This is a genomic window from Leptospira sanjuanensis (assembly GCF_022267375.1).
In the GTDB taxonomy this organism is placed as follows: domain Bacteria; phylum Spirochaetota; class Leptospiria; order Leptospirales; family Leptospiraceae; genus Leptospira; species Leptospira sanjuanensis.
The window spans coordinates 63,677-88,958 of the sequence record NZ_JAIZBH010000002.1 but is presented as its reverse complement, the minus strand read 5'-3'; the positions used below and the strand labels follow the sequence as shown (position 1 = coordinate 88,958).

Here is a 25,282-nt window from a genome sequence, read left to right as displayed (position 1 = left end):
CTCGAACGGATTGGTTTTGTTTTTTCAGCATAAAAAACGAATTATCACTTGAACCCAAAGCATATAAAGTTAGTTTAGAAATCCACCGGTTTGGCGATCGGGAATGTGAAAATCTCGTTACAGAAATAAAGAGCTTTATGTCCCCAGAAGAGAAACGAATTCAAGAATTAGAAGATGAAAACAAACGACTCAAACGGCAAATAGAGAACACGGCGCATTCTCCCTATCTGAAAAAGGGAATGGCGAGCGTTCGTTATTACGCCAGAATCTTCCGCGAAGAGATCGTGGAAAACGAGATTCGGGGAAGAATCGACGAAAGTCTGGGAACCCTCTACGAGATCAAAAATTTCGTTCATCGTTATTCCTCGTTAGCCGGACTCGATCCGGACACGATCCGCATCATCGCGACCGAGGCCACGCAAAACATCGTGGAACACGGTCAGGGAAAATACGCGGAAATCGAATTAGAATTACATAATGAAGTTGTGAATCCCTTTTTTAAGATGTCCTTCAAACACGAGATGCAGCCGGGGATGAAATACACCCTTTCGCAGATCAACGAGAACGTTAAGAAAGGAGACTTCTCCTCCGAGCTGTTCGACATAGAAAGTTCGCGGGGCAGGGGAGAATTCCTCATGAAGGAACTCGCCGACGAGAGAAGAGTACTGAACGGGGTCGAGATCACCCCCGAAGGGAACAAGGTTCATTACTTCAAACGCGTGCTGATCAATTACCGCGATCCGAAAGGGCCGAGAGACGTGACGAGTTTCGACGAGATCAAGGAAGAGATCGATCGACTCGATCCGGAAGAAGCCCTCTGTTACTTTCATATCGATCACAGAAAGAGCAAACTTTCCTCCGTCACCATCGTTGTCACTTCTTCCCGAGAAACAAAACTGAGAACGCTGATGGAAGAAGCCGGTTTTTATCTGGTCCACAAGGATAAATATTATAGAGCCGTGTTCTGTTCGTTCGAACCGACGAAAGAGTTCACTCCTTCGGAGTTGGAAAATCTTTTCGAGAAAGTCCGCAAACAAGTGGAGATCGAAAAGGAATGAACGCCGGTGGAGGCGAAGCCGGAACCGGCGGAACAAGCGGTGCCGGTTCAAGCGGAGGATTTCCGTTTCATCCGTTCCGTGATTTTTTACTCGGAGAAGTTCTATTCAAAACCTTGCAGGAAGACGGAGTAAACGTCGTGGATGCGGAAGCCGCCGTTCTTTCGCATTTGCCTTCCGATAAAAAGAATTTCGTATTCACACCCAACGCAAAAAAACAAACCCTTCTCAACCTTTATCCCGAAAAAATCCGCGGGTTTCTCAAATCCAAAAAAGGAAACGAGATCAAACAGGAATTCAAGACGATGATCGCGACCGAAGGAAGAATGGATCTCGCGCTTGAACTGTTGGAATGGTTGTTCACCGGGTTCGACGAACGGGAATTGTTAAACGAATTGTTTTCCCTGATTCTGAACGATCGGATTCCTTTGCAGGAGGGATTTTTGGATCGTTTAAAAAAGAATTACGAGGAAGAAGTTCTGAAGGATCTGGAAAATATAGAATAAGCGGGTTTGGCCGTGATGCGGCCCGCCGAAGGCGGGCCGGTTATCAGGTGTAAAACTTAAGCGGCGATTGTGGATGTCGGATCGACGATCACGTCCGAACCGCGAAGGACTTTCTTGCCTTTTTCGGTCCAGACGGTTCTTTGAATTTTGATGATTCTCAGCATGTGAAGGATTTTCATCACTTGATAGGTGAGATCCAACTCGAACCAACGAAACGCAAAGTTCGGAGAATTCGGATGCGCGTGGTGATTGTTCTGATACAATTCTCCTGCGATCAAAAAGTCTACGAATAGGGTGTTTTTGGAATTGTCCGGATTTTCTTTGTGGTTTCTGTAACCGTACATGTGACCGCACCAGTTTACGATCGCGCCGTGAATCGGTCCCATCAACCAATGAATCGGAAGTAAAAGATACCAGCCGTATTGACCCGCAGGAACAAAGTAAAGATAGAATAACGTGTAAAGGGTTCCGCAGAAAAGCCGGAACGTCCAAGAATCGCTCAACATGTCGATCGCCGGCCACTCCGGATAATTTCCTTTGAATTCTTTTTCAACGTTCGCTTTACGATCCAGGATCGATTCGTAATTCAGCGCGGTCTTCCACATCATATCCAAAAATCCTTTGGAAGCAACGGGAGAATGCGGATCTTTCCCCGTATCGCTGTAAGCGTGGTGTTGTCTATGCATGATCGCGTAAGCGCGGGGATTCAAGAAGGAAGAACCCTGAGCCACGCAGGTAAAAAGATAAAAAAACTTTTCCCAGAACTTGTTCATTTTGAACATCGCGTGCGCCGCGTATCTGTGAAGAAAGAACGATTGAGCGAAAGCCGATAAGAACCAATGCCCGATAAAGAACGATAGAATGATCGCCATCTAGTAAACTCCTGTTGATAAATAGGAGCGGGTTGCCGGGGGGAGGTTGCAGAAAAATTACGGCGTTTCGAAAAAAAGAAAAGGGAAAAATTTCGATGAACGGATTCCGCTTTGCGGCGAATTATTTAGTGAGGCGGGGAATTTTCGCCGAATGGATGTCTTTTGCCACGCAAAGGGCCGGAACTTCGACCCTTTGATTTAGAAAAGAAATGCGGAAGGATTATTTTCCTTTGTGAACCGGTTTTACGGGAACTCGGATCGCATCCACTTTGATTTTGTAACCGCCTGAAACGGTAACGATTCCTTTGTAAAGATCGGAAACGTCCGTTACTTTGGCGATGAACCAGCCGCAGGTGCGCGCTTCGTCTTTGCTTTCCGGAGCGCGATATCCGTCTTCGGTTCCGAGGTCCGCCATGATTACGATGCTGCCGATTTTCAGATCGTTTTGTTTCGCAATCTCGGTCGCATAAAAGAATTTCGTCCAAACCTTATTGCCGTCATGCACTTGAAGAAACTCCGCTTCGTTTTTCGTTTTTGAGGAAGGTGCGGTGAGTTGTTTGGCGAGATGAACGTAAATCCAAGACTGGTTTTTGAATTCTTCTTTCGTGATAAAAAAATCATCGGGTTGAATGTAATGTGCGTCTTCTTCCGCAAAAAGAATCGAAGGAAGAAGCGAGATAGAAAACACAAGTGCGATGGTCGCGCATGCGGAACGGAAAGGATTTTTCATTTTTGACTCCTTGTCAAAGATTCACTCTAAATAGATTGTATTGATTTTAATCGGATCGTCGCCGATCGATTTAAGGAATCAAGCTAAAGTCCGTCCCGATTTAGGAAACAAATATTTTCATATATTTAATGCGATCGTTGAATGGGGTGTCTGTTTCGGACGTGTAGTCTTATATAAAAATAAAAGCCGATCTTAAATCTTGTTTGATCCTTTTGAAATACTACGAAGAGTAACCTGAATCGGAGGAACTTTATGAAAGGAAAGAAAATCGGAGTCTTAGGTTCGGGAATAGTAGGGCAGACGCTCGCAAACGGATTCTTAAAACACGGCGCCGAAGTAAAGATCGGAACGAGAGATCCCGGAAAACTCAAAGAATGGTTGTCTAAAGCGGGAAGCGGCGCTTCGATCGGAACGTTTGCGGAAACGGCGAGTTTCGGCGACATCTTGGTTCTTTGTTCGAAGGGAAACATCGCATCCGAAGTATTGAAATTGGCAGGAGTGGATTCGCTTACCGGAAAAACGGTGATCGATACGACCAACCCGATTTCGGAAGAACCTCCCGTAAACGGAGTATTGAAATTCTTTACAACATACAATGAATCTCTAATGGAGCAATTTCAGAAACAGGTTCCGAAGGCGAACTTCGTAAAGTGTTTCAGCTCGGTTGGAAGCGGATTGATGGTCAATCCGAGCTTGAAGGGAGGAACTCCGAGTATGTTTATCTGCGGGAACGACGAGGCCGCGAAAAAACAAGTTCGAGAAATCTTGGACGAATTCGGATGGGAAACGGAAGATATGGGAAAAGTCGAAGCGGCCCGTGCGATCGAGCCGCTTTGTATTCTTTGGTGTATCCCCGGATTTTTATCACAATCCTGGACGCACGCATTCAAAGTATTGAAATGATTTTTTGACGAAGAATCGATCCCCTACGGTTTCGGTTTCGTGGAAGTAGATCGGGATTTAGTTCCTCCGGCAGCCTCCAGAAGAGGAATGATCGCCGAACGTTCGTAAGCCGTTGCGAGGGAAAGAGCCGTATAACCGTCCACCTGATAATTCGGGTCCGCCTTTTTGTCCAAGAGCGCCTTTACGAGTTCGGGTAGATCGAAATAAACGGATAGGTGAAGGATTCTCCAGCCTTTCGTTTCCGTATTCGGATCGGCCCCTTCGCTTAACAATTTGACTGCAGTTTTCAGATCCTTCTTATAAGTGGCTTTGACGAGCGCGTTGTTTTTAGCGGTTTGTTCTTCCGGCGTCAGCGAGGTCGTTGTCGCCGCGTTGTCGGAAGGTTTCGATTCTTCTTTTGCCCGATCGGAGATGCGCGCATTCGGATTCCCTGCGAAGGCATAATCGAATACGACTCTGGATTCTTGTTTTCCTTTATGAAAGAATAACTTTCCGTTGGAATAGGCCGGATGTTCGATCTTTGTCACTTCGGCAAGATTGGTTTGAGAATCATAAACGGTTCCGAAATTCTTTCCCGTAAAAAGCTCCGCGATCAAACTTTGAGCGGTCCAAGGAGCCCATGTCGCATAATAACCTTGAAAACCCGCCTTTAAGAAAGGCGCGGAATACATCGAAACCCTGTGTTTCGTTTCTTCCGCATCGATTACCCCCATATCATAAGCCATATTGCCCGCCGTAAAACAAGCGCCTAAGAAAAGTACGACAGCACCCGGCGCGGGTTTGAGAGTATTTTCCACATCGTCGTTCGAAACGAATTTTCCCTTTAATGCAAAACCGCCCACATACTTTTGATGATACGGAGAATCGGTTAAGTTGCTTCCCACACCGTGACCCGCATATAGAACCAAGTTCGCTCCTTGGATAGAGCCTTTGATTTGATCCCATGAATTTTTCGGACTGTAGTATTCCGTTACTTGGACGCCGCGTTCCCTAAGAACCTTTGCGACTCCTTGCATGTTCTTAATGTATCCTAATGTTCCCGGCCCGTTGTCCCCGTCCACGTCTCCCACAAGAACTACCGCTTTATAGCCGGAACCGCTTACGCTGGCCTCGGGAAGATTGGCGCGTTTGGAAATTTTCAGTAAGGACTCTCCGATCGCATGATTTGGATGTTTTTCGGTTTCGGCGAATAGGGGAAGGGATAGTATTAAGAAAAGTAGCAAGGTCTTGTTCGGATTCATAGGGGAAATAGAGTAAGAAATAAATTTCCGATGTCAAGGACAAGAGCGACGATCTATGGAGAACGTTTAAAAAAATCTTCGATTTTGAACCGGAATTTCGTTTCCGAGAACCGTTTCTTTGTATGGAAATGTTGTGGTTTTCGTCCGGTGAAAAGATCGAATCGATTTTGATCGAAGGTCAGTTGGGTATAGATTCTTTGTTGGTGCCTTATTCGTATTGGGATCGATTGGATCCTCAAGAAAAGAAAATTCTTCCGCATCGGCTTACGTTTCTATTGAGAAGATACGGTAAATATCTTGCGACTAAAAAGCGTCTTCATTGGAAAGCGGGTAAGATTCGATACAATCGGGGTGTCGGGAGAATGAAGAAAATGACGATTCGAGTGAACACCGGGGCTTGGGCCGTTTTAGGAGCGTTGGCCGCGGCTCATGGTGTGTCGCGGTGTTATTTGTTTAATTATATGCTTTGGCTGGAAGACAATGGAGTCGGGGATTCTATTGTGGAAACTTTAAACAGAGGAGTTCCTAGTTTACACGGGACTTACAGAATGATCTGGACCTTAAATCTACGAGAAAATCTCATCTCACGAGAATTAGAATTCGAACCAAACCCAATGACCACCGAATATCCTTATTACTTACGAACCCGACCCACATGAAATCGCGTTATTCAACAACAATCACCATAAATTGCGCGTAAGCTATAAAGGACTATTCCACGTTTCTTTCCTCACCCTTATCCAGAATCCGATTTTGGATCGGTTTGACCTTTGGAAAGAAATCCTTGGAAACGGATTCCTCCGAGGACGCACTTCGAAACGAGACCGATTCGTCCGGCATCAACTCGATGTTCATGCTTCTTGAAGCGCCGCCGGAGGGTTTCGTGAAATTCAATAGAACGTCTCCACCTTTCACGATCGAATGGGAAGGCGAATTCAGTACCGCGAATATAATATGTTTTGCATGCGTTAGCCCGGCCCTTACTCTCGGGTACGCGAGCGGTTCCATCGGAATCCAGCCGAAGGAAGGATGCCAAACTTCTGCGATCTTATGATTGAAATCGACTTTGGTCGCGCCGGGTAGCCAATTCCAAGCGAGGCGTGCAGGAATTCCCGCGCTTCTCAGCAAAGCGATCTGCGCATAGCTGTGTTCCGTGCAGGAACCGTGGCCGTTCTGCAAAACGACCGGCGCGGGATCGAATCTGCCGTCCTGCTTGTAGACTAAATTCTTAGTAATATGTTTATAAACCGCTTGGATATAACTTTCGACGCTGCTCGTCTCCGATTTGAGTTGATCCCGGGCAGAAACGATACCTGGATCATAGATCTTATAAACCGACTTATCTTCCAGGAATTGTTTCCAGTCGCGGTCGACTTTCCAATCTTCCCAGGATGTATTAAAATTGGAAAGGCCCGAATCGATATGAAATCGGGTCAATTTGGCCGAATAGACTGTCTCCGACCAAGACTGGCCCGCCGACAAAGCCGGGACTTTAACGATCAAAGTTCTATTCCCTTGATCATCGTCTTTGAATATTCCATTTTTAGAAACCGTCTCTCCGCTGAGAATTTGATACGCCGTTTCTCGAGGCGGGATTACTACGGCAAGTTCGGTTTCGGGAGAATCCTTTTCCTTTGCGGTGACCGTAACGTTGAAAGAAATTTTATCTTTCTGAGGGGAAAATCGATAACTCAGATTTCCTTTGAGAAGTTGATTCCCTTTTGAGGTCGGATACAACTGATCTCCGACCTTGACCAAATTCTTATACACGTTTTTTTCCGGGTCCATCAAAGCAAATCCGATCGAGTTCGAACGACCTTGCCGATCTCCGCGGCAGGCGAGTTTCGGCGCGGACTTGGAGTCGATCCGCGCTGAATAACGATCTTTGACGGTGTTCAAAAGAGGATCGTAAGAATGAAGATTGTATTCTCCTTCGCTGTACCAAAGAAAAATCTCCTGGTCGGAACAAACATAAGCCTGTGAAACCTTGGAAATCGGAAGTTCCTTGTTTTCGATTTCATTGCCCGTTTCTATATCATAAAAAGTGAATGTATTTCCTTGAATCGCAAATAGTTTTCCCTGAAAGATTCCGATCGAGGTCCAACCCGAGTTCGTGGGAACGAACGGGATTTTCCGTTTTACTTCGAGGTTACCGCTCGTAAGCACCGCGATCTCTTTCTTAAGACGGGCGTAGATCCGATCATTCTCCCGATCCCAAGCCAAACCGCGGACCGGTTCGCCTAAATCGATTCGTTTCGCTTCGCCGTTTTTTAAGTTTCGAAAAAGAATTCCATGGCTTTCCTTGTCGTTCGCTCCAGGAAGAATCGCGGGCCACAAAAGCCAATTCCCCGCAATCAAGGCGCCTTGAAAGCTCCTCACTTTTTCATCCGAAGAAGGGGGTGCGATCTGCGGGTAGTCGTCTTGTTCGATGACTTCCCAATCTAACTTAGAATAGGCGGAATCCGCAAAAATAGAACCGCTTATAGAGGCGGTCAATCCGACGGCGGTTCCGACACAAAATGCAACCGATAGAGATCGAATTTTTAATGCGAAACAAAGGTTCGATACAAACGAAAATGAATCGGTGAAAAACATGCGAAAATTTGACGCGCGCAAAGGGAAGAATCCTTCTACCGGAAGGTCTAAAAACGATCGCTTTTCGAAAAAAGAAAGGCCGTTGAGCGAACGTGAAAGTGCGAAAGCGTTTTCTTGCGGGAAAGATAAGGAGATTCTAATATTTTTGCTTTAGAGAATGTCGGTTTAACGGTTTTTTCTTTAAAACGATTCGGATTTCAACTTTCTGCGGATCTCCTCAAGAGCCAAACCTTCCAAAGTTTCGAAACCCAAGCCGGGTGAATAGGGGAGGTTCTCGATGACTTTTAAACCGAAGTTCCCGAATTCGTTTTTGATCCATTTCCTAAGTTGCAGATCGGTTTCCTTGGAACGGTCTGCAACGGGTTTTGCCTTTCGGATATAATCCAGAAGTTCCGCGATTCCGTATTTGGTTTTGGTGGAGGTTTTGAAAACGGGAGGAAGTTCCTTGCCGGGCATAATGTCCTTCAAGAATTCCAAAGTCGTAATCAGCGTGTGATAACTGGAATTCGCGAGGACTTCTTCGTCGCATTTGTTTAGAATGAACGAATCCGGAACTTCCATGATTCCGCTTTTCATAAATTGAACCTGATCTCCGCCTAACGGTTGCAATACGAGAAAGGAAAGGTCTGTCAACTTGGAGACTTCGATCTCGTTTTGACCGATCCCGACGGTTTCAATGAAAACGTAGCGAAAAAAACAACGAAGCAACCGGATGACGTGATACGTATACGGATTCACTCCTCCGAGTTCGAGTTGACTCGGTTGGGAACGAAAGTAGATTCTCTTTTCCCGTGCGGGAAGGGAAAGACGGGTTCGATCGCCGAGCAACGAACCGCCCGAAATATGACTGGAAGGATCGATCGCTACGATGGCCATCGTTTCACCGTCGTCGGCTTTGAGAAATTGAGTCGCGAGTTCTCCGAGTAACGAGGATTTTCCCGCGCCCGGAGTACCGGTAAATCCCACCGTCAACGAATTCTGTCCGTTCAGCCCTCGCTGCGCGAGGGCTGCAAACAACCCTTTCCGAAACTCGAACGAATCCGGTCTTTCCACACCGGAGATCAGTTTCGCGAGAGGAAATTTTTCTCCCTCCCGCGCACCTTCGATGAGTTCGGCGAGATCTTCTTTGTGATGTTTCACAACCGTGCCCGAAACGAAAACAAATCCGCGTTAGGCGGCTTTTACGGTTTTGGAAATGATGTCGATGATTCTTTCCATCACGTCCATCAGATCGTAATCCTTCGGCGTGAAGATCGCCTTCACTCCGAGTTTCGTCAAAGCGTCAAAGTCCGAAGGAGGAATGATTCCACCGAATACGACAGGGATATCGGCTTTGTAGTGTTTCAATTCCGAGAAGATCTGTTCCGCGAGTTCCAAATGCGAACCGGAAAGAATGGAAACTCCGATCACGTCCGCGTTTTCTTCCACCGCGGTTTGAACGATTTCTTCCGGTGTTAAGCGAATTCCCGAATAGATCACGTCGAATCCCGCGTGTTTCGCGGACACGGCGATCATCTCCGCTCCGTTGGAATGTCCGTCTAACCCGGGTTTGCCGACCACGATCTTCGGTCTGGAGCCGCTCGCTTTTAGGAAGGCTTCTACCTTCCCGCGAACGCGAACGACTTTTTCGGTTTCCAGATTGAGTTTTTGTCCTTCGACTCCGGTCGCAGGTCTGTATTCGCCGAAGACGGATCGAAGGACGTCCGCCCATTCTCCCGTGGAGATTCCGGCTTTCGCACATTCGATGGATGCGTACATCAGATTCTTACCCGCTTTTGCGTCGGCTTCGAGAGTTTCCAGCGCGGCCTTAACCTTATTCGCGTCTCTTGCGCCTTTTACTTTTGCGAGAACTTCGAGAGTTTCTTCCGCGGACTTAGGATCCACTTTGAAAACGCCTCCGTCCTGATCGGTCATCAATGGAGAAGGGGTTCCCTCGGTCCATTTGTTCTTACCGACGATGATGAGTTCGTTATTGTTGATCTTTGCGAGACGTTCCGCTTGCGACTTGACAAGCTGGGATTTCATATAACCGTTCTCGATCGCTTTGATCGCTCCGCCCATATCGAGAATCTTCTGAATCTCTTTGTAAGCTTCTTCCTTGAGTTCTTTTACTTTGCTTTCGACTACTTTAGAACCTTCGAATAGATCCGGATACTCGAGAAGATCCGTTTCATACGCAAGAACCTGCTGCAATCGCAAAGACCACTGTTGATCCCAAGGTCTTGGAAGGGAAAGGGCTTCGTTCCAAGCGGGAAGCTGAAGCGCTCTGCAGCGAGCGTCGCGGCTCATGGTGACGCCTAACGCTTCGATGAGAATTCTCCACGCGTTGTTTTCGGGCTGTTCTTCGGTAAGACCGAGCGAGTTCACCTGAACCCCGTAACGGAAACGGCGGTATTTTTCCTGTTTCACTCCGTAACGATCTCTCGTGATCTCGTCCCACATATCGGTGAAGGCGCGCATCTTGCACATCTCTTCCACGAAACGGATTCCCGCGTTTACGAAGAACGAAATTCTCCCCACACACTGCTCGAACTCGTCCGGCGTAAAACAGTTTCTTTCCTTGATCGCGTCGAGGATCGCCATTGCAGTTGCGAGCGCGAATGCGAGTTCCTGAACCGGGGTCGCTCCCGCTTCCTGCAAGTGATACGAACAGATGTTAGACGGGTTCCATTTCGGAATATTCTTCAGACAATATTCGTACATATCCACGATCACTCGGATCGACTGAGCCGGAGGAAAGATGTAAGTTCCTCGGGCGAGATATTCTTTGATGATGTCGTTTTGTGTGGTTCCCTGGAGAAGTCCGATGTCCACGCCTCGTTCCTGGGCGAGGGCGACGTAAAGGGACAAAAGATACATCGAAGTCCCGTTGATCGTCATCGAAGTGTTCATTTCCTCGATGGGAATCTGGTGAAAGAGAATTCTAAAATCCTCCAAGGTGTTGATCGGAACTCCCACTTTCCCGATTTCGGGTCTTGCGATCGCGTGATCGGAGCTGTAACCGCACTGGGTCGCGAGGTCGAAGGCGATGGAAAGACCGGTTTGGCCTTTGGAGAGGTTTTTTCTAAAAAGTTCGTTGGATTCTCTCGCGTTTGTGTGTCCCGCGTAGGTTCTGAAGATCCAGGCCGGTTCTTTGGACGGTTTTCCCGCTTTGTCGTAAAGGATGTGATCTTTGTTTTCCATGAATTCTATCCCGATTCGAGGTTCTCATTGTTACTTCAAAATGTGTTGGTAGAATTTCACCCAAATTTTTATCCTTGCTCTGATTTCCGCAAAAACCCTACGGGCTCCCATGGACTTAGAAAGAAGCAATAAAGCCAACCCAATCTTCCTTTTCCTATCCGCGATCGGTCTCGCGGTCGTCCTTTCGGTATTGTACAACTGGTTCGGAGAACCTTTGAATCCCGAAGCGATCGAAATGCTCGCCAATCTCCGTTCCTTAACGGAAGAAGGAAAATTCTTCTCCGATCAACCCCCGCTTCCTTTTTTGATCCTGAATCTTTGGAAATCTCTTACCGGACTCAATTATACCACGGCTTTGTTTTCTCTTTCCGCTTTTATATTTTCGCTCGGAATTCATCTGATCGGATACACTCTGCAAAGGGAGAAGTGGAAACCGAATCACTATCTTCTCTGTTATCTTTCCGCGATTACGCCGCTGACGTATTCGATGCCTTTGTTTTTTTATCCCGAATTGTTCAGCTTGTTTTTTCTTTTGATTTTGTTTCTCGCGTTCCGCATGGAAACCCTGGGCGACATATTCCTGCTCGTGATTTGTATTCTCGGAAGTTTCTTTTCTCATTTTACCGTGTTTCTTGTCGGGCTTACGATTTTCGTGATCAAGGCGGGAACGGTGGGAATTCGCGAAAGAAAGAAGAATCAATCCGTGTTTTTCAAACGAAGAAACATTCCTCAGCTCGTGCTTCTCGTTTATATGGCAGTCTTTATCACTCTTCTCGTCGTATTGATCACGACGAATTTTTACGGGGAGAATTCTTTCGAAACGTTTTACAAACTTCTCTGGAACTACTTGGCGAACTTCGGACCGTTGTTCGTGATTTTGTATATCGGAAGTTTTTTACTGCGATCGGAAAAGGAACTTGGCACCGTTGCGGCGAGCGCGGTCTTGTTCGTGATTCTTCTTGTGTCCGCTTATTTTTCCGTTAAACCGACATCGGGAATCAACGCGGCCAAACTCGGAGCGTTTGCCAAAGATCTCGTAAACTTAAAGAACAGGGAAGTCATCCAAACGGACGAGAAGATTTACGCGAGCCCGGCGGTTTCGTCTTACGTGTATTTTCATTCCAAACAAAGACTACAGCCGATCAAACCGAAAGAATGGAAGAATCGCGATTATCTTTTTTTGGAAGAAGTCTGGCTTGCGGACAAACGGGAAATGCTCAAACGGTATAAGTTCAAAAATCCTCAGTTCGTATTTTTATCGGGAGAACAGATTCTCATCACCGGATTTTTAACGAAGGTAATTTTGGCCGAAAAAGAGAACACTCAGATTAAGGTTCAGGTCGAGAAAGCCAAAGCGCAGCTTCCTTCCAAAACGGGAGAGAAGGGGATGAATCGTTTTCTTACGGGGATTTTTTCTTCTTCCGCATTGAGTCCGGAATTGATTCCTTGAACTCTGCGAGTCGAAACCTTTGAAACCGATCTGGAAAAAAAAATCGAACCTGAAAAACAAAAACGCCGATTCCAAAACGAAGGGGGGCGTTTCTTCCTTCGCTTTTTACAAGGATAAGTTGAATTTATCCCGTTCGAGTAAGAACGAAACTTCTTCCGAGGACGAGGAATTGACGTTAGGCGCAAACGGTCTTCCTTTTGAAAAAGCGTATTGGAGGGATATCTACGGTTCCGGAACGGACGTGGACGCAACCTTTAACGCGAAAGAGCACGCACGTTATGCGAAATCGATTTTGAATCTGATGGAAATCAACGTGAATTCGATCGCCGATTTCGGTTTCGGCAAGGGAATCCTTTTAAAGGAGATGGTCAGGATTTTCAAACCAGGACGCGTCTTAGCCATCGATCCTTCCGAACAAATGCTCGACGAACTGCTCGCTCAAAAATGGATTCGCGCTTGGAATATGTCCGTACTGAACACGACCGTTCAGGAATTGGATCTTTCATACTTCGTACATCTTCCTTTTGATTTAGGAATTTGTAATTCGGTCGTTCAATACATTCAAGGGGATCTGCGACCCGTTTTCGAAAAACTTCATAAAATCGTAAAATACTTATATTTTTCCGTTCCAACGAAAGACGATTATATCCGCATGAAGAAGGATATCTACTTTGAGGATCCTTACGCCTACGTGAGAACGAAAAAACAATATCTGAAAATGATCGATCCCTATTTTCGAAGAGTGAGCTTTAATCTTTTGGAAAGCAGATTGGTAAGCGATTCAAGATTTACGGATGAATTGTTTAAGGATGAGTGAATTCAGGAATCCCTTCGAACCATTCCTCACAGGAGTAGAGGAATTGGAATTCTTAAGAATTTCTTCCGATCGTCTACTCCCGAGAGAATCCAGGCCAAGAATGTTCGCATTCTTCAAGAAACTGAACTCATCCAAATACAACTGACTGAATTCAGGTCGAATGTATCCGTAAGCGGAGAAAGCGGCTTTAACCAATCGATGATTTCCTTCAGCGACTTGATTGTGAACTCCATCCCTGCACCAACGATTCTTCGCTAACTTGTATCGAGCATCTTTCGACTTAGCGTTGTGATTCACTGACCTGTGATTTTTGAAGACTCCGAAGAGCCAAGGATAACCTTCATCGGTAAAGAGCGGAGTAGAGTATGGAAGCTGTTCTACAAGTAGAGGTCCGATGGTATCGGCTTTCGTATTTGAGATAGAAGTGAAGAATGCAGGTCCGCTCTTGATCGCAATGGAATGAAATAGCGTTCCAACTTGTTTCCCTCCTAACTTCTCTGAAAGGTAAATCGAGGCAGTTAAACCCGTCTTCTTGTATCTTGCTCTTCCTTTATTCGCTCTTTGACTCGCACTGTACAAAACCGCTGAATCAGCGCATACATAGGGTTTCTGAGCCATTTTACGAGTAAGAGAAGCATCTGAGTTCGGATCTAATCTAAAGTCTCTGAACCGTTCTTCTAAAGCCTTGAAGGTAAGTTCTTTGTAGATTGGTAATAGATCAGAACAGAGTAATTGGAATCTTCTCTTTAACAATGATGCTGCTTTGTAACTGATTTTGAGTTTTCGCGCGATTTCAGTTGATGTCAGGACTTTAGGATACTGTATCAATGATTCATAGAATACGAATCCAAACATCCACAGCGGTAACTTAAAGTGATTTAAAGGAGTATAGCTGAGTCTTGAACATTGATATCTACAGACTTCGCATCGAATCACATCTGGTCTTGTAGAGATTTCTTTCGTTAAGAATTGGTCATTGCAGTTAGGGCAGTGCTTTGGATAGAATTCGTTAAGGACTTTTTTGGTGATGTTGGTATAGAAAGGGATGTTGAATGGACTTGAATCGGGTTCGATGGAGTAGTGGGAAGGGGAATTCTTAAGAGATTTTAGAGTTCGTCTACTCCCTGACTTGAAAGATTGCAGGACTGAAGATGCTGGAAGAAAGGGAGCTTGGTGAGGAATGGAGCGAGAGGATATTCAGGACGAATATACCCGTAAGCAGAGAAAGCGGCTTTGACTAAGCGGTTCGAATTAAAAGCTAAGTATCTTATCGCTGGATTCGATGATTTCGTATAGATCTGCTAAGTTGGAATAACGACAAGAATCTCCGCCATTTGTTTCTCTGAGATCTAAACAGGTTCCGCATGCTAAAATTTCTCCGTTTCCGACCCGAAAGGAATCTATCTGTTCTTCGATTTTGAATTTTTCGGACTTCAGTTTAACAACTTCGACTCCTGCGCCTAAAAGAAAGATTCTTACGGAGTCTCCCTTTTTCAACGCGTGATTGCCGATTCGAAATGCGTTATATACCGTTTCCGGTTCCACGGAATAAATGACGATGCCGAGTTTCATAGAAGATTCTCCTTCATATTTTGTTTAAACCCAATGCCACAACCACCACTTCTCGAAGAGAACCTTTCCCCAGTGCCAGAGAAAAGAAGGTGCGCGGAGTTGTACGCCTGGCCCAGTCTCGGAATAAAATTTTCCCTGAGCAAAACCCGCTTTTCCGTCTCCCACTTCCAAAAAACAACTTCCTTCACCTTGAAAAATGCTCTGCGGAGTTCGATGATTCAGTTCATCAGAAATTCTGGATGCAACGACTTCGGCTTGAGCATGTGCGAAGACTCCGGCCTTAGGGAGAGGTTTCCCGGATGGTAAAGGAATTGACGTAACGTCCCCAATTGCGTAAACGTTCGGAAGTGACGTTAGTAAGGTATTTGCATTTACCTTTACCCAACCGGTTTCGGAAACAATCGGCGAGTTCTTCAAGAAAGAAGGAGGTGTGTGAGCAGGAACTCCGAGAAGCAACTCAAACTTTAAGGATTCTCCATCGGTAAAGATCAGTTCTTTACTTTGCGAATCTATCCTTCCTACCGTTTTACGATTATGGTATTCAATTCCATTTCGTTTTAACATTTCAACCAGCTGAATACCTGCTTCCGGTCCGCCTGCGGACATCGGCATTTCTTCGGGCGTTACGATTTCCACAGTGATCTTTCTTTTTTGTTTCAGGAGCATGGATTGAACGAGTAGTGCTATTTCATAAGGAGCCGCCGGACATTTAAACGGAGTGGAGGAAATCATCACTGTTACCTTATTGAATTGAGAAGAAAGCAATTGCTCTTTTGCCTTCATCACACCTTCCAAGGAATAAAGGTTGAAAGCGTTCTCCTGAAAGCCTGGAATTTTATCTGGATTTAACTCAGAACCCGGTGATAGTATCAGAAAATCATAATGAATTTCCTTCGAATCCGTTTTTACGATTTTTCGTTCCCAGTTGATAGATTGCACCGATTCGGAAATGAGATTTACTCCCTTAGGGCGGATCTTTTTTTGAAAGTTCTTGGGGGATCGTTTCCCGACTAAGGCCCAAATTAGGGACGGGGCGAACGTATGCACGTCGGAACGATCGATCATTACGATCTCTGCATTGCGGTTCTTTTTTCGCAACTCTCTTGCAGCTACAATGCCTCCGACTCCGGCGCCGACAATTACTATGCGTTTCATATCAGTTGTCTCCTTGTTTTGTTAAACGAATTCCTTGATTCAAAAATTCCATAGGACCGTCTCCGATCCGATATGCATCTAAACCTTTTTTTCGAAGGATTTCCATGGCTTCTTTCGATAAAACGCAGTATTTTCCTCGGCAATAGGCAATGATCTTTTTGCGTTTGGGAAGTTGGTCGAGTTTGGATTTGAGATCGCCAAGTGGAATGGAGAGCGAACCGGGCACATGTCCTGCGTTATATTCGTTTTCTGGGCGCACATCGACGAGAATGACGTCTTTGGAGATAACTTGTTTTAGAAAATCCTTATAATCGAGTTCGTTTAATTCTCTCTCTCCGTCAAAGAAAGAATCCATTTCCATCTTGATTTCCGCGTTGAATTCGGCTCCTGCCGACGAAATCGTATTGAAGATTTCAAGCCCCGCTTGTTCGATTCGGTAATAGATATTCCGGCCTTCTTTTCGATCCCGCACAAGTCTGGTTTCCTTTAAGATTTGAAGGTGATGCGAGGTCGCCGCCACGCTCATGGCGATTTCTTTGGATAGGAGTTCTACATTTTTTTCCGCTTGTATCAAAAGATCCAGCAGTTCGATTCGTTTCGGATCGGAAAGTGCCTTTCCATACTTTGCCAGATTGGAGTAGATGAAGTTCTTGAATTCACGGCCGGTTTTTTCTGGTTTCATATTCCCTCAAATATTCAAATATATATTTGAATATTTGATTGACAATGTCAAGACTTTTTACTGAAATGAAGTGATGAAAGTCAGAGACAGCGGAATGCCGGAAGCGGCTTATTGGGATACACTTTTTAACGTTCCTTTGATCCTGGATCGGATGAAGGTTGTCGAAACGGAAGGGGAAATCGTAGAATTCGGTTCCGGTTACGGAACCTTTACGCTTTCTCTCGCTGGAAAAACGCAGAATCGAATTTTCGCCTTTGAGATTGAAGATGAATTGGTGCGGGATCTTCACGAAAAGGCGAGTTTATTTAATTTCGCAAATATCCTTCCCGTTGAAAGGGATATCATCGCATCCGGAACGGGTTTAGACGAGAATACGGTAGGTTACGTCATGATCTTCAATCTATTGCATCACGATGATCCGATTTCGATTTTAAAGGAAGCATATAGGATTTTAAAACCCGGAGGAAAAGCAGGACTTGTACATTGGAATTACGATTCTTCCACTCCCCGGGGGCCTAAAATGGAAATTCGTCCAAGGCCGGAAAATATCTATGATTGGGCAAAAGAAGCGGGCTTTCAAATCGAATCGTCAGATCCGATCGACTTGCCTCCGTATCACTATGGATTTCTTGCTCAGAAGTGAGGCCTTGTGACCCGCATTCTTAAGAAGAAGATTTTATAGAATGCGGTCGTATTCAAAAAGTTAAGTTCAATCTTAGCTCGCGATGATTTCCGGTTCTTTCGTTGCGGAATCTGTTTTGTCTTTCTTGGATATTGAATTTGTTTCTTCGTTCTTCCGAGTTGTTAATTCAAAAAATGTTTTTTCGTATTCGGATGAGCCGTCCAAAGAGATAATTCCATACGGTGGTATAGAGTCCAAAGTTGTAACGGAATGTGCCGTGGTGCATATCGTGATTTGTGTTCGTATTCACGTATTTCAGAATCCGATTGCTCCCCATCCAGCTTGGAAAAATTTCGTAACCGCTGTGACCCAAAACATTTCTCACGATTTGAAACGTCATAAAGATCATTAGAGCCAAAGGATGGATCGGAAATAAAAACGCCACGATCGGCATAATCATCGCATAAACCAATGCTTCCCAAGGACTGAATGAATATGCGGCCCAAGGGGTAGGCGTAATGGATTCGTGGTGAACCTTGTGAACGGTTTTGAAAAACAAACGAGTGTGCGTGAGCCGGTACGTCCAGTAAAAGTAGAAGATTAAGAATGTACAGAATCACTGCCAAGAAATCTCCTCGCGGAGAATCGAACTCTGAGTAAAAAGTTGAAAATCAAAAAGCAGAGTTGCGCGATCGCGATAACTTATAAGATATAGTTCAAATTCATAGTTTATTAAGTGAGTTTTGACTGTCATCTATGGATAGGTGATTTCGTATTTTAGAATTCGATAAGTCATATTCAATTTTCCTGTGGATTGAAATCTAGATATTTATTATAATACGATTTTAAACATATATCTAATCTTATACAGAACGCTTTGATTGTTTCCAGTTCTTCTCTTAACAAAAGCTTGCTCGGGAACTCAGGACCGGCTCCTTATTACGGTTCCCGATGATTCAAAGAGCAGCCGAATGAGAACGTATAGTTTATATTCGATAAGATGCAATATTTACCCTTCCATTAGAATATCCAATTACGAGATGGGCGAACGGATTTCAAAATATTCCGTTAAATTCGAAATTGTGAAAACCAAAGTTTAAATCAAACTGGTTTTTATAGATTGAATCCAATGCCAAATTTTGCTGAGTATTCTTGGAATGACCAAATATGTCTTTGCTTTACATCCAAGAAGTTGTGAAAGCCGCTACCGCCTGTTTCTGCATAGGCATCGTAGTTGTTACCTGTTAACTCTCCTAATAAATAAGCTCTTTCGAGAATGAAATATCGAGAACCGATTATAATACTTGTTTGGATTATTTTCGTATTATTAATAGAATCCTTTCCGTAACCAGCCGAGAGGCGAATATAAGGATCGAAGGCGGAATTTTCAAGAAAGTGGTATGCGAAATGGAAATTGAAGGTTCGGATTCGTAAGAATGAATTATCTTGATAGGTGAAATAGGGGAGGACTATCTCTGATTTGACGAGTTGATCGATTGGTATATATAGCGCCGCAGGCGAAATGGAACGAAGGATTCCAAGGTCTAAAAGATAACTAAGTTTCGGATAAGATAGATTGGAAGCTTGAAACTCCGCATTATTTAGGCTAAAACCTAATCCATATTTGGATTTAATTAAATATTCAAATAAGAAAGAAGTGTTTTGCCCGCTTATTTTAGGTTTCGGGGCATTGTTAAAAGCATAAACGCTTGCAATCTTGTCTTCTGGCGTTCCGAATTCCGTTGTATAAGGTCCGATAATATTAACGTTATCGAATTTAACTTCTCTATCCATAATATTGCCGTCTTCATCCATTTTGCGCGGCGTTGCATTCAAATATTTGAATCCTTGCCCGTATGTAAATTCAAAGAAAAAAGGCCCTCTTTTGTTTTCAGCGGATAGTCCGAATGAAGTTATCAAAATTCCAAATACCAGTAGCTTAAGCGGCTTTTTTATTTTTCTTTGCATCAACAATTTCTCCCGTAAAAAAATAAACTATGAATTCTTTGGGGTCTTTCCGTCTCTTGAGTTCGATAGCCTTCGATGAGTTGTCTTGAATCCCATTCGATTTGTCAACTAACTTTAACTTTATGATTGATTAGAAATATGTATATTAATAATATTTAATATATCAATTTATTTTTATTTGTGAACGCTTATCTGATTGCGACATTTCTATTTTATAATCTTAATGGACTTTGATTACGGCTCATGTATTGCGGGTTTTTGAGTCGGCGCTAAGTCGTTGCCTATAAATGAACGGTTCAATTCAGAGAATCCGAATAGGACGCAGAGTCTAAAAACATTATAAAATGTCGGGATACTTCTTCTCTCCATTGCCAATATTTCGTTGCCGGTATTTTGCATCGATCAGCCTTTAATACTACCATCTCCGGTATGAATGAATCTTTTCAATCGTGGAATTTTAATTCGACCGCGCAATTCTTCCCAATCATTCGGTTTGGATCCAGTGGAAAGTAACATCTATAAACGTAAATCAAGGTTCCGGTTCGGATTTACGTTTATAGCACCTTTCATTAAGGTCCGCTTACGCATCTGACGTAAGCAGTCGTCGAATCGCTTTTTAAGAATTCGATAACTCCACCCATTCTGAAGTCCACGATGTACGCCATTTTACGATACTGGGTGTTTCTTGGAATTTGATAGGTATTGTCATTGGATGCCGTTGTAGCTATGTGAACCGCTGGATCGGAATCTGTGGCGACGTTCGGACTTGTTCCCGTTGAAATTCCGGATGTAGAGGTCCAATAGAAAGCTCCTTGTGTATTCGGAAAAAAGGATGTGTTGACGATCGGATTTGCGGATCGGCCGTGGTCGACCAAACTCATAAGCTCTTTAACGTTTGGCAATCTCCATATGCGTCCACCTAACGTAAGAGTATTGCAATAGCCGAGAGCGGAAGTCCAGTTAGAAGTGATCGGCGCTCCGATACTACAATCCGTAACGCCCTGTCCTTGCGTGCATTTCTGCCAAACAAGCCCGCTGCCGGACGTGATCGTTCCATTTAAATTATCCGTAAAAGGCCCGTCCAAAGCAGTCACGGAGGCGGAAAAACTGAAAAACACGATGAGGATTCTGACTATTTTGTACATTATAAATCTATTAAATATTATTTCCATGTTTAACTCCTAATTTAATCCGAAATGCACATTGACGTATAATCGAAATTGCCGGACCATCCGCTATTTTTTAGTTTATTGGATACGTGCGTAATTCCTTCAAAAACCGTGACGGACCAAGCCCCCCAGCTAATCAAAAGCGAAGGGTCCGAATAATTGTAGGCGGCCGGAATCGGACCGTTGGATAATTGTTCGATGGAGTGAGATGGATTCGGGGATGGAGGATTTGCGCCGTACCCGTAACGGTTTGTATTATTGATCGTGATTCCATTGCTACTACTCCAGTAGCGTTCGAAATTGCTGCGTAAAATCCCGGGGAAATACGTTTCAGGAATCGTCTCGTTACCGGAACTCCCATTGTATTCCAAGATCGTATAATATTCGGCTATTGTGGGAACTCTCCAACCGGTTCTTCCCGCGTATCCCGCTCCTGAATTTCTTGTATTGAGAGATGAACAATCCTCGACAGATCGATTGAAAGATTTATACGGATTTCCTACGTCCGCTACGCAGGCGGAGCCGTTCCATTTTAAATCGACTGCACAGATTTTGGAGCAGGTGACTCCATTCCATTCATAGTCCGCAAGACAAGATTTCCAATATCTAGAATTTCTAATATCGACGGTCACGTAATCCGAGGGAAAACCGGCGAGAGTTCCGGGAGGGAGTAGGCCGGAAGCGAGTGCGTTCGTTTCTCCGTCTTGACCGCTTCCGCTGCAGGAAATCGAGACTCCGTTCGTATCCGTACAATCCATTTGCCGGGAATCGGAAGGGGCCAAATATCGAGTGTCGTGAATCGTGCCGTGATCGAGTTTGATGTTTCCTGAAACTACGGAAACGACGGGACTGGAAGCAACGATGTTTCCTGCAATATCTTTGAAAGAAGAACTTGCATAGAGAAAATAGAATTTATGCCACTCGGGTAAATTGCTTTGAACGTTCAGAGTATAGGTTCTTTTATCCGCGCTCCAGCTTCCGATTGCTCCGGGCCATTTGATTTCCGGATCTCCGCCTTGAGTTTGATCTCTATGTTGCGGAATAGGAATCGAAGAAGTATCCATATCTTCGTTGAAGGTCAGACTAAACGTTCGTTGTGTAACGTTTAAAGAATAAGCCGCGGCGTTCGGACTGATAACCGGAGAAGTTGCGACGATCTGAGGGGCGGTATCGTCTCTCGTTATCGTCGCTGTACTGTAACCCTGATTGGAGCCGGCGGTAGTTAGACAGACCCGCAGAGTGTTAGAGCCTGCTACCAGGCTGGAACCAGCGACGGTGTAATCAACGTTTGTATTGGCGGCGGCGGAACCGGTACTGAGGGAAGTTCCGTTGCTACAATCGGTTCCGCCCACTCGGATTGAATAGTTACCGGCAATATCCGATTTCCAACGTAGATTGGAACTTCCGGATGACTTGATGATCGTTGGACTTAACGAAACGATCGTAATTGTGGGATTGCCGACCGCCACAACATACGTTGCCGCATTCGCGGATCCGATGTTGCCGGCATTGTCTACCGCAATCGCACTTAAGTTTGTGGTTGTATTGTTGGGTAGCGATAACGCGGAGGAAAACAGAGAGCTTCCCGTTGCGGCTGTTCCCGCGTTCGAAATGGAAGCCGCCGTTCCGTCCGTTCGAAAGGCAATTTTGTTACAGCCGGAATTCCCCGTATCACTACAGGAAATTGTAATGCTAGGTGCGGCAGTTCCGAACGTCCCTGATGAGGGAGAAAAGCTAACCGTAGGAGGCGTGTCATCTCTTTCAGCCAGGATCGCATACGAATCCCAAAGATTCGTACCGCTTATATTGAAAAGGCAAATACGAATCGAATTGCTGCCGACGATGAGAGGAACCGCTCCCGCAACGGCATGAATTCTGGAAGTGTTCGAAACGGATGCGGATATCGAACCTGAATCGTACAAACTACCGTCCGAGCAATTCGTAGCGCCGTATCGAATTTGATAGGAAGCATCGAGGGAACTGCTCCATTGAATATCGTAATATTCTATAGCGCCGCTTTGTCCGCTGAGATAAATGGTATTCGCCGAGGAATAGGTGATTTTGCCCACCGAAGGAATGGTAGGCTTCTTTCCGATATCGGGACCTATGCTAGACGGGAAGAAGAAAAAAGAACCGTTTCTCTTTCCGTCATCCGTAAGGCAGTTTAAGACAACGGTCAGAAGTAATAAAAGAAACGAATAGAATCGGAGACAGAAAAAGATATGAGACTTATGTGCAGCCTTTAACTTCATGAGGTCCTCCAACGAGTTAAGCATGCACTGAGAATAGCGGCGATTTAGGGAATCGTCCCCCAATTCTATAAAACGCTACGTGCGTATATACTTTTTGCAACGAGCGAATTAACGAGGTTCGACTTTTCGTTTCAGGTTTTTTCTTACGGAGGATTGGTTCGTTTTTTTAGAATATTTCTTCTTGAATTGGGAAGGAGTAAGTCCTAATTCTTTTTTAAATGTCGTATTAAAAACGGATAAAGAATTAAAACCGCTGTCATAAGCGATTTTGATCACCGAACTTTCGGCTTCGTTTATAAGGCGCATTTTCGCCTCTTCAATTCTAAAAGAATTGATATAAGTAAAAAAACTTTTGTTGAGATGTTTATTGAGAAATTCGGAAAGTTGATGCGACTTTATATTCAGTTTTTTGGCGAGAAGATTCAAAGTTACTCCGGTCTCTAAATAGATCTTATCTTGCAGCATCAATCTTTCCAATCTTTCGGTAAGATCGTCCGGGTCGATATTTTGCAGCGTCGTTTTCTGATACCGCATTTTTTGAAAGGTTTCCGATATGATGTTAAACGTAATCGGATAGATCTGACTTATTACGAAAGCGTAAAGAACGGTGAGAGTAAGCATACATAAGTCTAAGATATAGAGTTCGAGAAAATAAGAGAATCCCGGAAATAAAAACCGGAAGTCGATCCACAAATTAACTATGACTCCGGCTATACCGACGCTCAAGATTCCGATGATATGTTTGGACCAGGGATATTCTGAAAAGCTTCCTTGGAAAAGCTGGAGAAATTTGACCAAAATCACGAACATATATGCGAGAGTGATTATGGTTGAAAATCCGTATGCCAGATCGTACCGCGATTCGAATTTTTCATTTAGGTCGGAGAATGGCTTACCTTCGTAAAAAAGAAATAAAGTATCGATCAAAAAGTAGAATAAAAAGAGAACCGCGGGAACATAGTGCGGAAGGAGCGCTTTCAGATTCACCTTTTCATCCAAAAGAAGTAGATTGAAATAAATAAAAAGGGAAGGACCGATCAACAGGATAAAGAATATTTCACTCGAAAAGAAGTGCGAGTAGTTTAGGCCCAACCCGTTGAGCAATACGAGTCCTTTGATCAGAAAAAAGCTCATGGAGATGAAAATGGCAAAGACGATCCAGTTCTTTCGGCTTCGTCCTTTAAGAATTTGGATCAAACCGAATATCAGAGAAAGAACGCCGCCGAAACCTACAAACTGACTAAAAATGTAACCGACGATTTGACTCATAATGACCGAACTCGGATCGCTTACCCTGAACGATGATCCCGTTGGAAAATAGTCGCGCAACGTTATACGATGAATTCGTTTTAGTAAATATTTTTTTTCGAATTCGTTTTTAAATCCGTATCCCGGAAAAATTTTCCATCGAAATTCCAGCGATCAACTTTCCTTTAAATAGATGGGAAGTTTAAACGGATGCATTCGTATAACGCTCTGAAACGGTGAAATCGTCCGATTTTCTCATATACTGATCTTCGAACCTCCGGATTTCGGATTCGATCGGCTGAAATATCGGATTAAACTCGACATCGCGTCCTTGCAGCGCTTCTTCCCGATATTTACTCGGAGTTATTTTCGTGGCATATACGAAGAATCTTTGAAACGTGGAGAGCGCATTAAATCCGACCGCCATACCGATCGAAATTACGGATCGGGAGGGTTCTTCTTTCAGCAGCGACATTGCCGCTTTGATGCGGTAATAGTTTACGAAAGTGTTGAAATTGGTTCGAAGATAACGATTGATGAACGCGGAAAGTTGATGAACGGAGAGGCCCATTTCCGTAGCAACGGAAGGAAGCCTTATATCCTCGTCCAAAAAAATCTTTTCTTTTACGAATAAGTCGTACAGTTTTTCCATAATTCTTTCATTGTCCAAACTCGTTATGAGATAATCGCTGGTCGTTCTTTTTTGGTAGGAATTGGAAGACGAACTTGCTGTTCCTCGATTCACATTTTCTTTTTTGGGGGAAGGGAATGTAATCAGATTGCTGAACAGGAAAATAGGCGAGATCGTATAGACAATACAGCTGATTTTCATTGCAGAGTCCGAATAAGATAGAGGGAGAATTTGGTTTAGTTTTTCTACCAGCATAAGGGCGATGAGAAAATAGATCAGTTTAAGCCCTTTCTTTACGTAATAACTCTTAACGAAAAACTGAACGTAAAGACAATAGAACGTTAGAATCGTGATTGAAACGCCGCTGACTGTAGCAAAGAGATTCGGCAGGGTTTTAGTTTCGGAATTATGCCAAAAATAGATGATCGTCGCGCTAAAAATCAAAGATATGGTCCCGATAAGAAGTAGTTCCCTTTTTAATTCGGTCTTGAGAGGAGAATCGTTTCTTTTCATCTCGGTGAATTCGAACGATTCTTTGCAGACGGTATAGATGATAATGCTTCCGGCTATGGTGAAGAAGGAGTAAAGAAAGTTCCCTATAGATTGTAGAATCTTCTCCGTCATTTGAGAC

At 44.3% G+C, this 25,282-nt stretch carries 23 protein-coding genes; 7 read left to right on the top strand and 16 right to left on the bottom strand.

Annotated features, from left to right (window positions below; translation table 11 throughout):
* Positions 1-137: 137 nt before the first annotated feature.
* Both LFX17_RS18385 and LFX17_RS18380 read left to right on the top strand, forming a co-directional pair.
* Entirely contained in the window at positions 138-1,058 is a 921-nt protein-coding gene (locus LFX17_RS18385) for an ATP-binding protein (RefSeq protein ID WP_118956944.1), read from the top strand.
* The gene (locus LFX17_RS18380; RefSeq protein WP_238731661.1) at positions 1,055-1,561 is read left to right on the top strand and encodes a hypothetical protein; all 507 of its coding nucleotides are present in this window, start codon (positions 1,055-1,057) and stop codon (positions 1,559-1,561) included. The genes LFX17_RS18385 and LFX17_RS18380 overlap by 4 nt, the downstream gene beginning before the upstream one ends.
* 56 nt (positions 1,562-1,617) lie before the next feature.
* Here the strand turns inward: LFX17_RS18380 and LFX17_RS18375 are convergent, their stop codons facing one another.
* Entirely contained in the window at positions 1,618-2,433 is an 816-nt protein-coding gene (locus LFX17_RS18375) for an acyl-CoA desaturase (protein ID WP_238731660.1), read from the bottom strand.
* Between the two features lie 220 nt (positions 2,434-2,653).
* Complete coding sequence (locus tag LFX17_RS18370; protein ID WP_238747969.1) at positions 2,654-3,163, bottom strand: hypothetical protein; 510 nt, start codon at positions 3,161-3,163, stop codon at positions 2,654-2,656.
* A gap of 252 nt (positions 3,164-3,415) precedes the next feature.
* Here LFX17_RS18370 and LFX17_RS18365 point away from each other — a divergent pair, with 252 nt between their 5' ends.
* Positions 3,416-4,066 carry an NADPH-dependent F420 reductase gene (locus LFX17_RS18365; protein ID WP_238731658.1) on the top strand — a complete coding sequence of 217 codons (651 nt, stop codon included), beginning with the start codon at positions 3,416-3,418 and terminating at the stop codon, positions 4,064-4,066.
* 23 nt (positions 4,067-4,089) lie between these two features.
* Here the strand turns inward: LFX17_RS18365 and LFX17_RS18360 are convergent, their stop codons facing one another.
* The gene (locus LFX17_RS18360; RefSeq protein ID WP_238747967.1) at positions 4,090-5,307 is read right to left on the bottom strand and encodes an ankyrin repeat domain-containing protein; all 1,218 of its coding nucleotides are present in this window, start codon (positions 5,305-5,307) and stop codon (positions 4,090-4,092) included.
* Positions 5,308-5,429: 122 nt separating this feature from the next.
* Here LFX17_RS18360 and LFX17_RS18355 point away from each other — a divergent pair, with 122 nt between their 5' ends.
* A complete protein-coding gene (locus tag LFX17_RS18355) occupies positions 5,430-5,966 on the top strand; it encodes a DUF1564 domain-containing protein (RefSeq protein WP_238731656.1) in 537 nt (178 codons plus the stop codon).
* 52 nt (positions 5,967-6,018) lie between these two features.
* Here the strand turns inward: LFX17_RS18355 and LFX17_RS18350 are convergent, their stop codons facing one another.
* The 3 genes from LFX17_RS18350 to LFX17_RS18340 form a co-directional block, all read right to left on the bottom strand.
* Entirely contained in the window at positions 6,019-7,803 is a 1,785-nt protein-coding gene (locus LFX17_RS18350; protein ID WP_238747965.1) for a transglutaminase-like domain-containing protein, read from the bottom strand.
* Positions 7,804-8,082: 279 nt separating this feature from the next.
* The gene (locus LFX17_RS18345; protein ID WP_238747963.1) at positions 8,083-9,042 is read right to left on the bottom strand and encodes a P-loop NTPase family protein; all 960 of its coding nucleotides are present in this window, start codon (positions 9,040-9,042) and stop codon (positions 8,083-8,085) included.
* Between the two features lie 30 nt (positions 9,043-9,072).
* Entirely contained in the window at positions 9,073-11,085 is a 2,013-nt protein-coding gene (locus LFX17_RS18340) for a protein meaA (RefSeq protein WP_238747961.1), read from the bottom strand.
* A 109-nt stretch (positions 11,086-11,194) separates the two neighbouring features.
* On the opposite strand from LFX17_RS18340, the gene LFX17_RS18335 reads away from it, so the two are divergent.
* Both LFX17_RS18335 and LFX17_RS18330 read left to right on the top strand, forming a co-directional pair.
* The gene (locus LFX17_RS18335) at positions 11,195-12,535 is read left to right on the top strand and encodes a hypothetical protein (RefSeq protein ID WP_238747959.1); all 1,341 of its coding nucleotides are present in this window, start codon (positions 11,195-11,197) and stop codon (positions 12,533-12,535) included.
* A 118-nt stretch (positions 12,536-12,653) separates the two neighbouring features.
* Positions 12,654-13,352 (top strand): class I SAM-dependent methyltransferase, encoded by a 699-nt coding sequence (locus LFX17_RS18330; RefSeq protein WP_238732062.1) that lies wholly within the window; start codon positions 12,654-12,656, stop codon positions 13,350-13,352.
* Here LFX17_RS18330 and LFX17_RS18325 read toward each other — a convergent pair.
* From LFX17_RS18325 to LFX17_RS18310, 4 genes are all read right to left on the bottom strand, one after another.
* Positions 13,317-14,534: a transposase gene (locus LFX17_RS18325; protein WP_455429377.1), complete on the bottom strand. Its 1,218-nt coding sequence runs from the start codon at positions 14,532-14,534 to the stop codon at positions 13,317-13,319. The genes LFX17_RS18330 and LFX17_RS18325 overlap by 36 nt on opposite strands.
* A gap of 69 nt (positions 14,535-14,603) precedes the next feature.
* Positions 14,604-14,924 carry a DsrE family protein gene (locus LFX17_RS18320; protein ID WP_238747957.1) on the bottom strand — a complete coding sequence of 107 codons (321 nt, stop codon included), beginning with the start codon at positions 14,922-14,924 and terminating at the stop codon, positions 14,604-14,606.
* 24 nt (positions 14,925-14,948) lie between these two features.
* Positions 14,949-16,079 carry an NAD(P)/FAD-dependent oxidoreductase gene (locus LFX17_RS18315; RefSeq protein ID WP_238732060.1) on the bottom strand — a complete coding sequence of 377 codons (1,131 nt, stop codon included), beginning with the start codon at positions 16,077-16,079 and terminating at the stop codon, positions 14,949-14,951.
* A gap of 1 nt (position 16,080) precedes the next feature.
* Positions 16,081-16,761 carry a metalloregulator ArsR/SmtB family transcription factor gene (locus LFX17_RS18310; RefSeq protein WP_238747955.1) on the bottom strand — a complete coding sequence of 227 codons (681 nt, stop codon included), beginning with the start codon at positions 16,759-16,761 and terminating at the stop codon, positions 16,081-16,083.
* A 73-nt stretch (positions 16,762-16,834) separates the two neighbouring features.
* On the opposite strand from LFX17_RS18310, the gene LFX17_RS18305 reads away from it, so the two are divergent.
* On the top strand, positions 16,835-17,404 hold the full coding sequence (locus tag LFX17_RS18305; RefSeq protein WP_238732058.1) for a class I SAM-dependent methyltransferase: 570 nt from the start codon (positions 16,835-16,837) through the stop codon (positions 17,402-17,404).
* A 166-nt stretch (positions 17,405-17,570) separates the two neighbouring features.
* Here LFX17_RS18305 and LFX17_RS18300 read toward each other — a convergent pair whose 3' ends face one another.
* From LFX17_RS18300 to LFX17_RS18275, 6 genes are all read right to left on the bottom strand, one after another.
* Positions 17,571-17,942, bottom strand: a complete 372-nt coding sequence (locus tag LFX17_RS18300) for a sterol desaturase family protein (RefSeq protein ID WP_238747951.1) — start codon at positions 17,940-17,942, stop codon at positions 17,571-17,573.
* A 554-nt stretch (positions 17,943-18,496) separates the two neighbouring features.
* Positions 18,497-19,351 (bottom strand): hypothetical protein, encoded by an 855-nt coding sequence (locus LFX17_RS18295; RefSeq protein ID WP_238732056.1) that lies wholly within the window; start codon positions 19,349-19,351, stop codon positions 18,497-18,499.
* Positions 19,352-19,920: 569 nt separating this feature from the next.
* Entirely contained in the window at positions 19,921-20,496 is a 576-nt protein-coding gene (locus LFX17_RS18290) for an Lcl C-terminal domain-containing protein (protein ID WP_238747948.1), read from the bottom strand.
* Positions 20,497-20,537: 41 nt separating this feature from the next.
* Positions 20,538-22,772: an Lcl domain-containing protein gene (locus LFX17_RS18285; RefSeq protein WP_238747945.1), complete on the bottom strand. Its 2,235-nt coding sequence runs from the start codon at positions 22,770-22,772 to the stop codon at positions 20,538-20,540.
* Between the two features lie 108 nt (positions 22,773-22,880).
* The gene (locus LFX17_RS18280; RefSeq protein WP_238747943.1) at positions 22,881-24,041 is read right to left on the bottom strand and encodes a helix-turn-helix domain-containing protein; all 1,161 of its coding nucleotides are present in this window, start codon (positions 24,039-24,041) and stop codon (positions 22,881-22,883) included.
* A 181-nt stretch (positions 24,042-24,222) separates the two neighbouring features.
* Positions 24,223-25,164 (bottom strand): AraC family transcriptional regulator, encoded by a 942-nt coding sequence (locus tag LFX17_RS18275; RefSeq protein ID WP_238747941.1) that lies wholly within the window; start codon positions 25,162-25,164, stop codon positions 24,223-24,225.
* Positions 25,165-25,282: the final 118 nt, after the last annotated feature.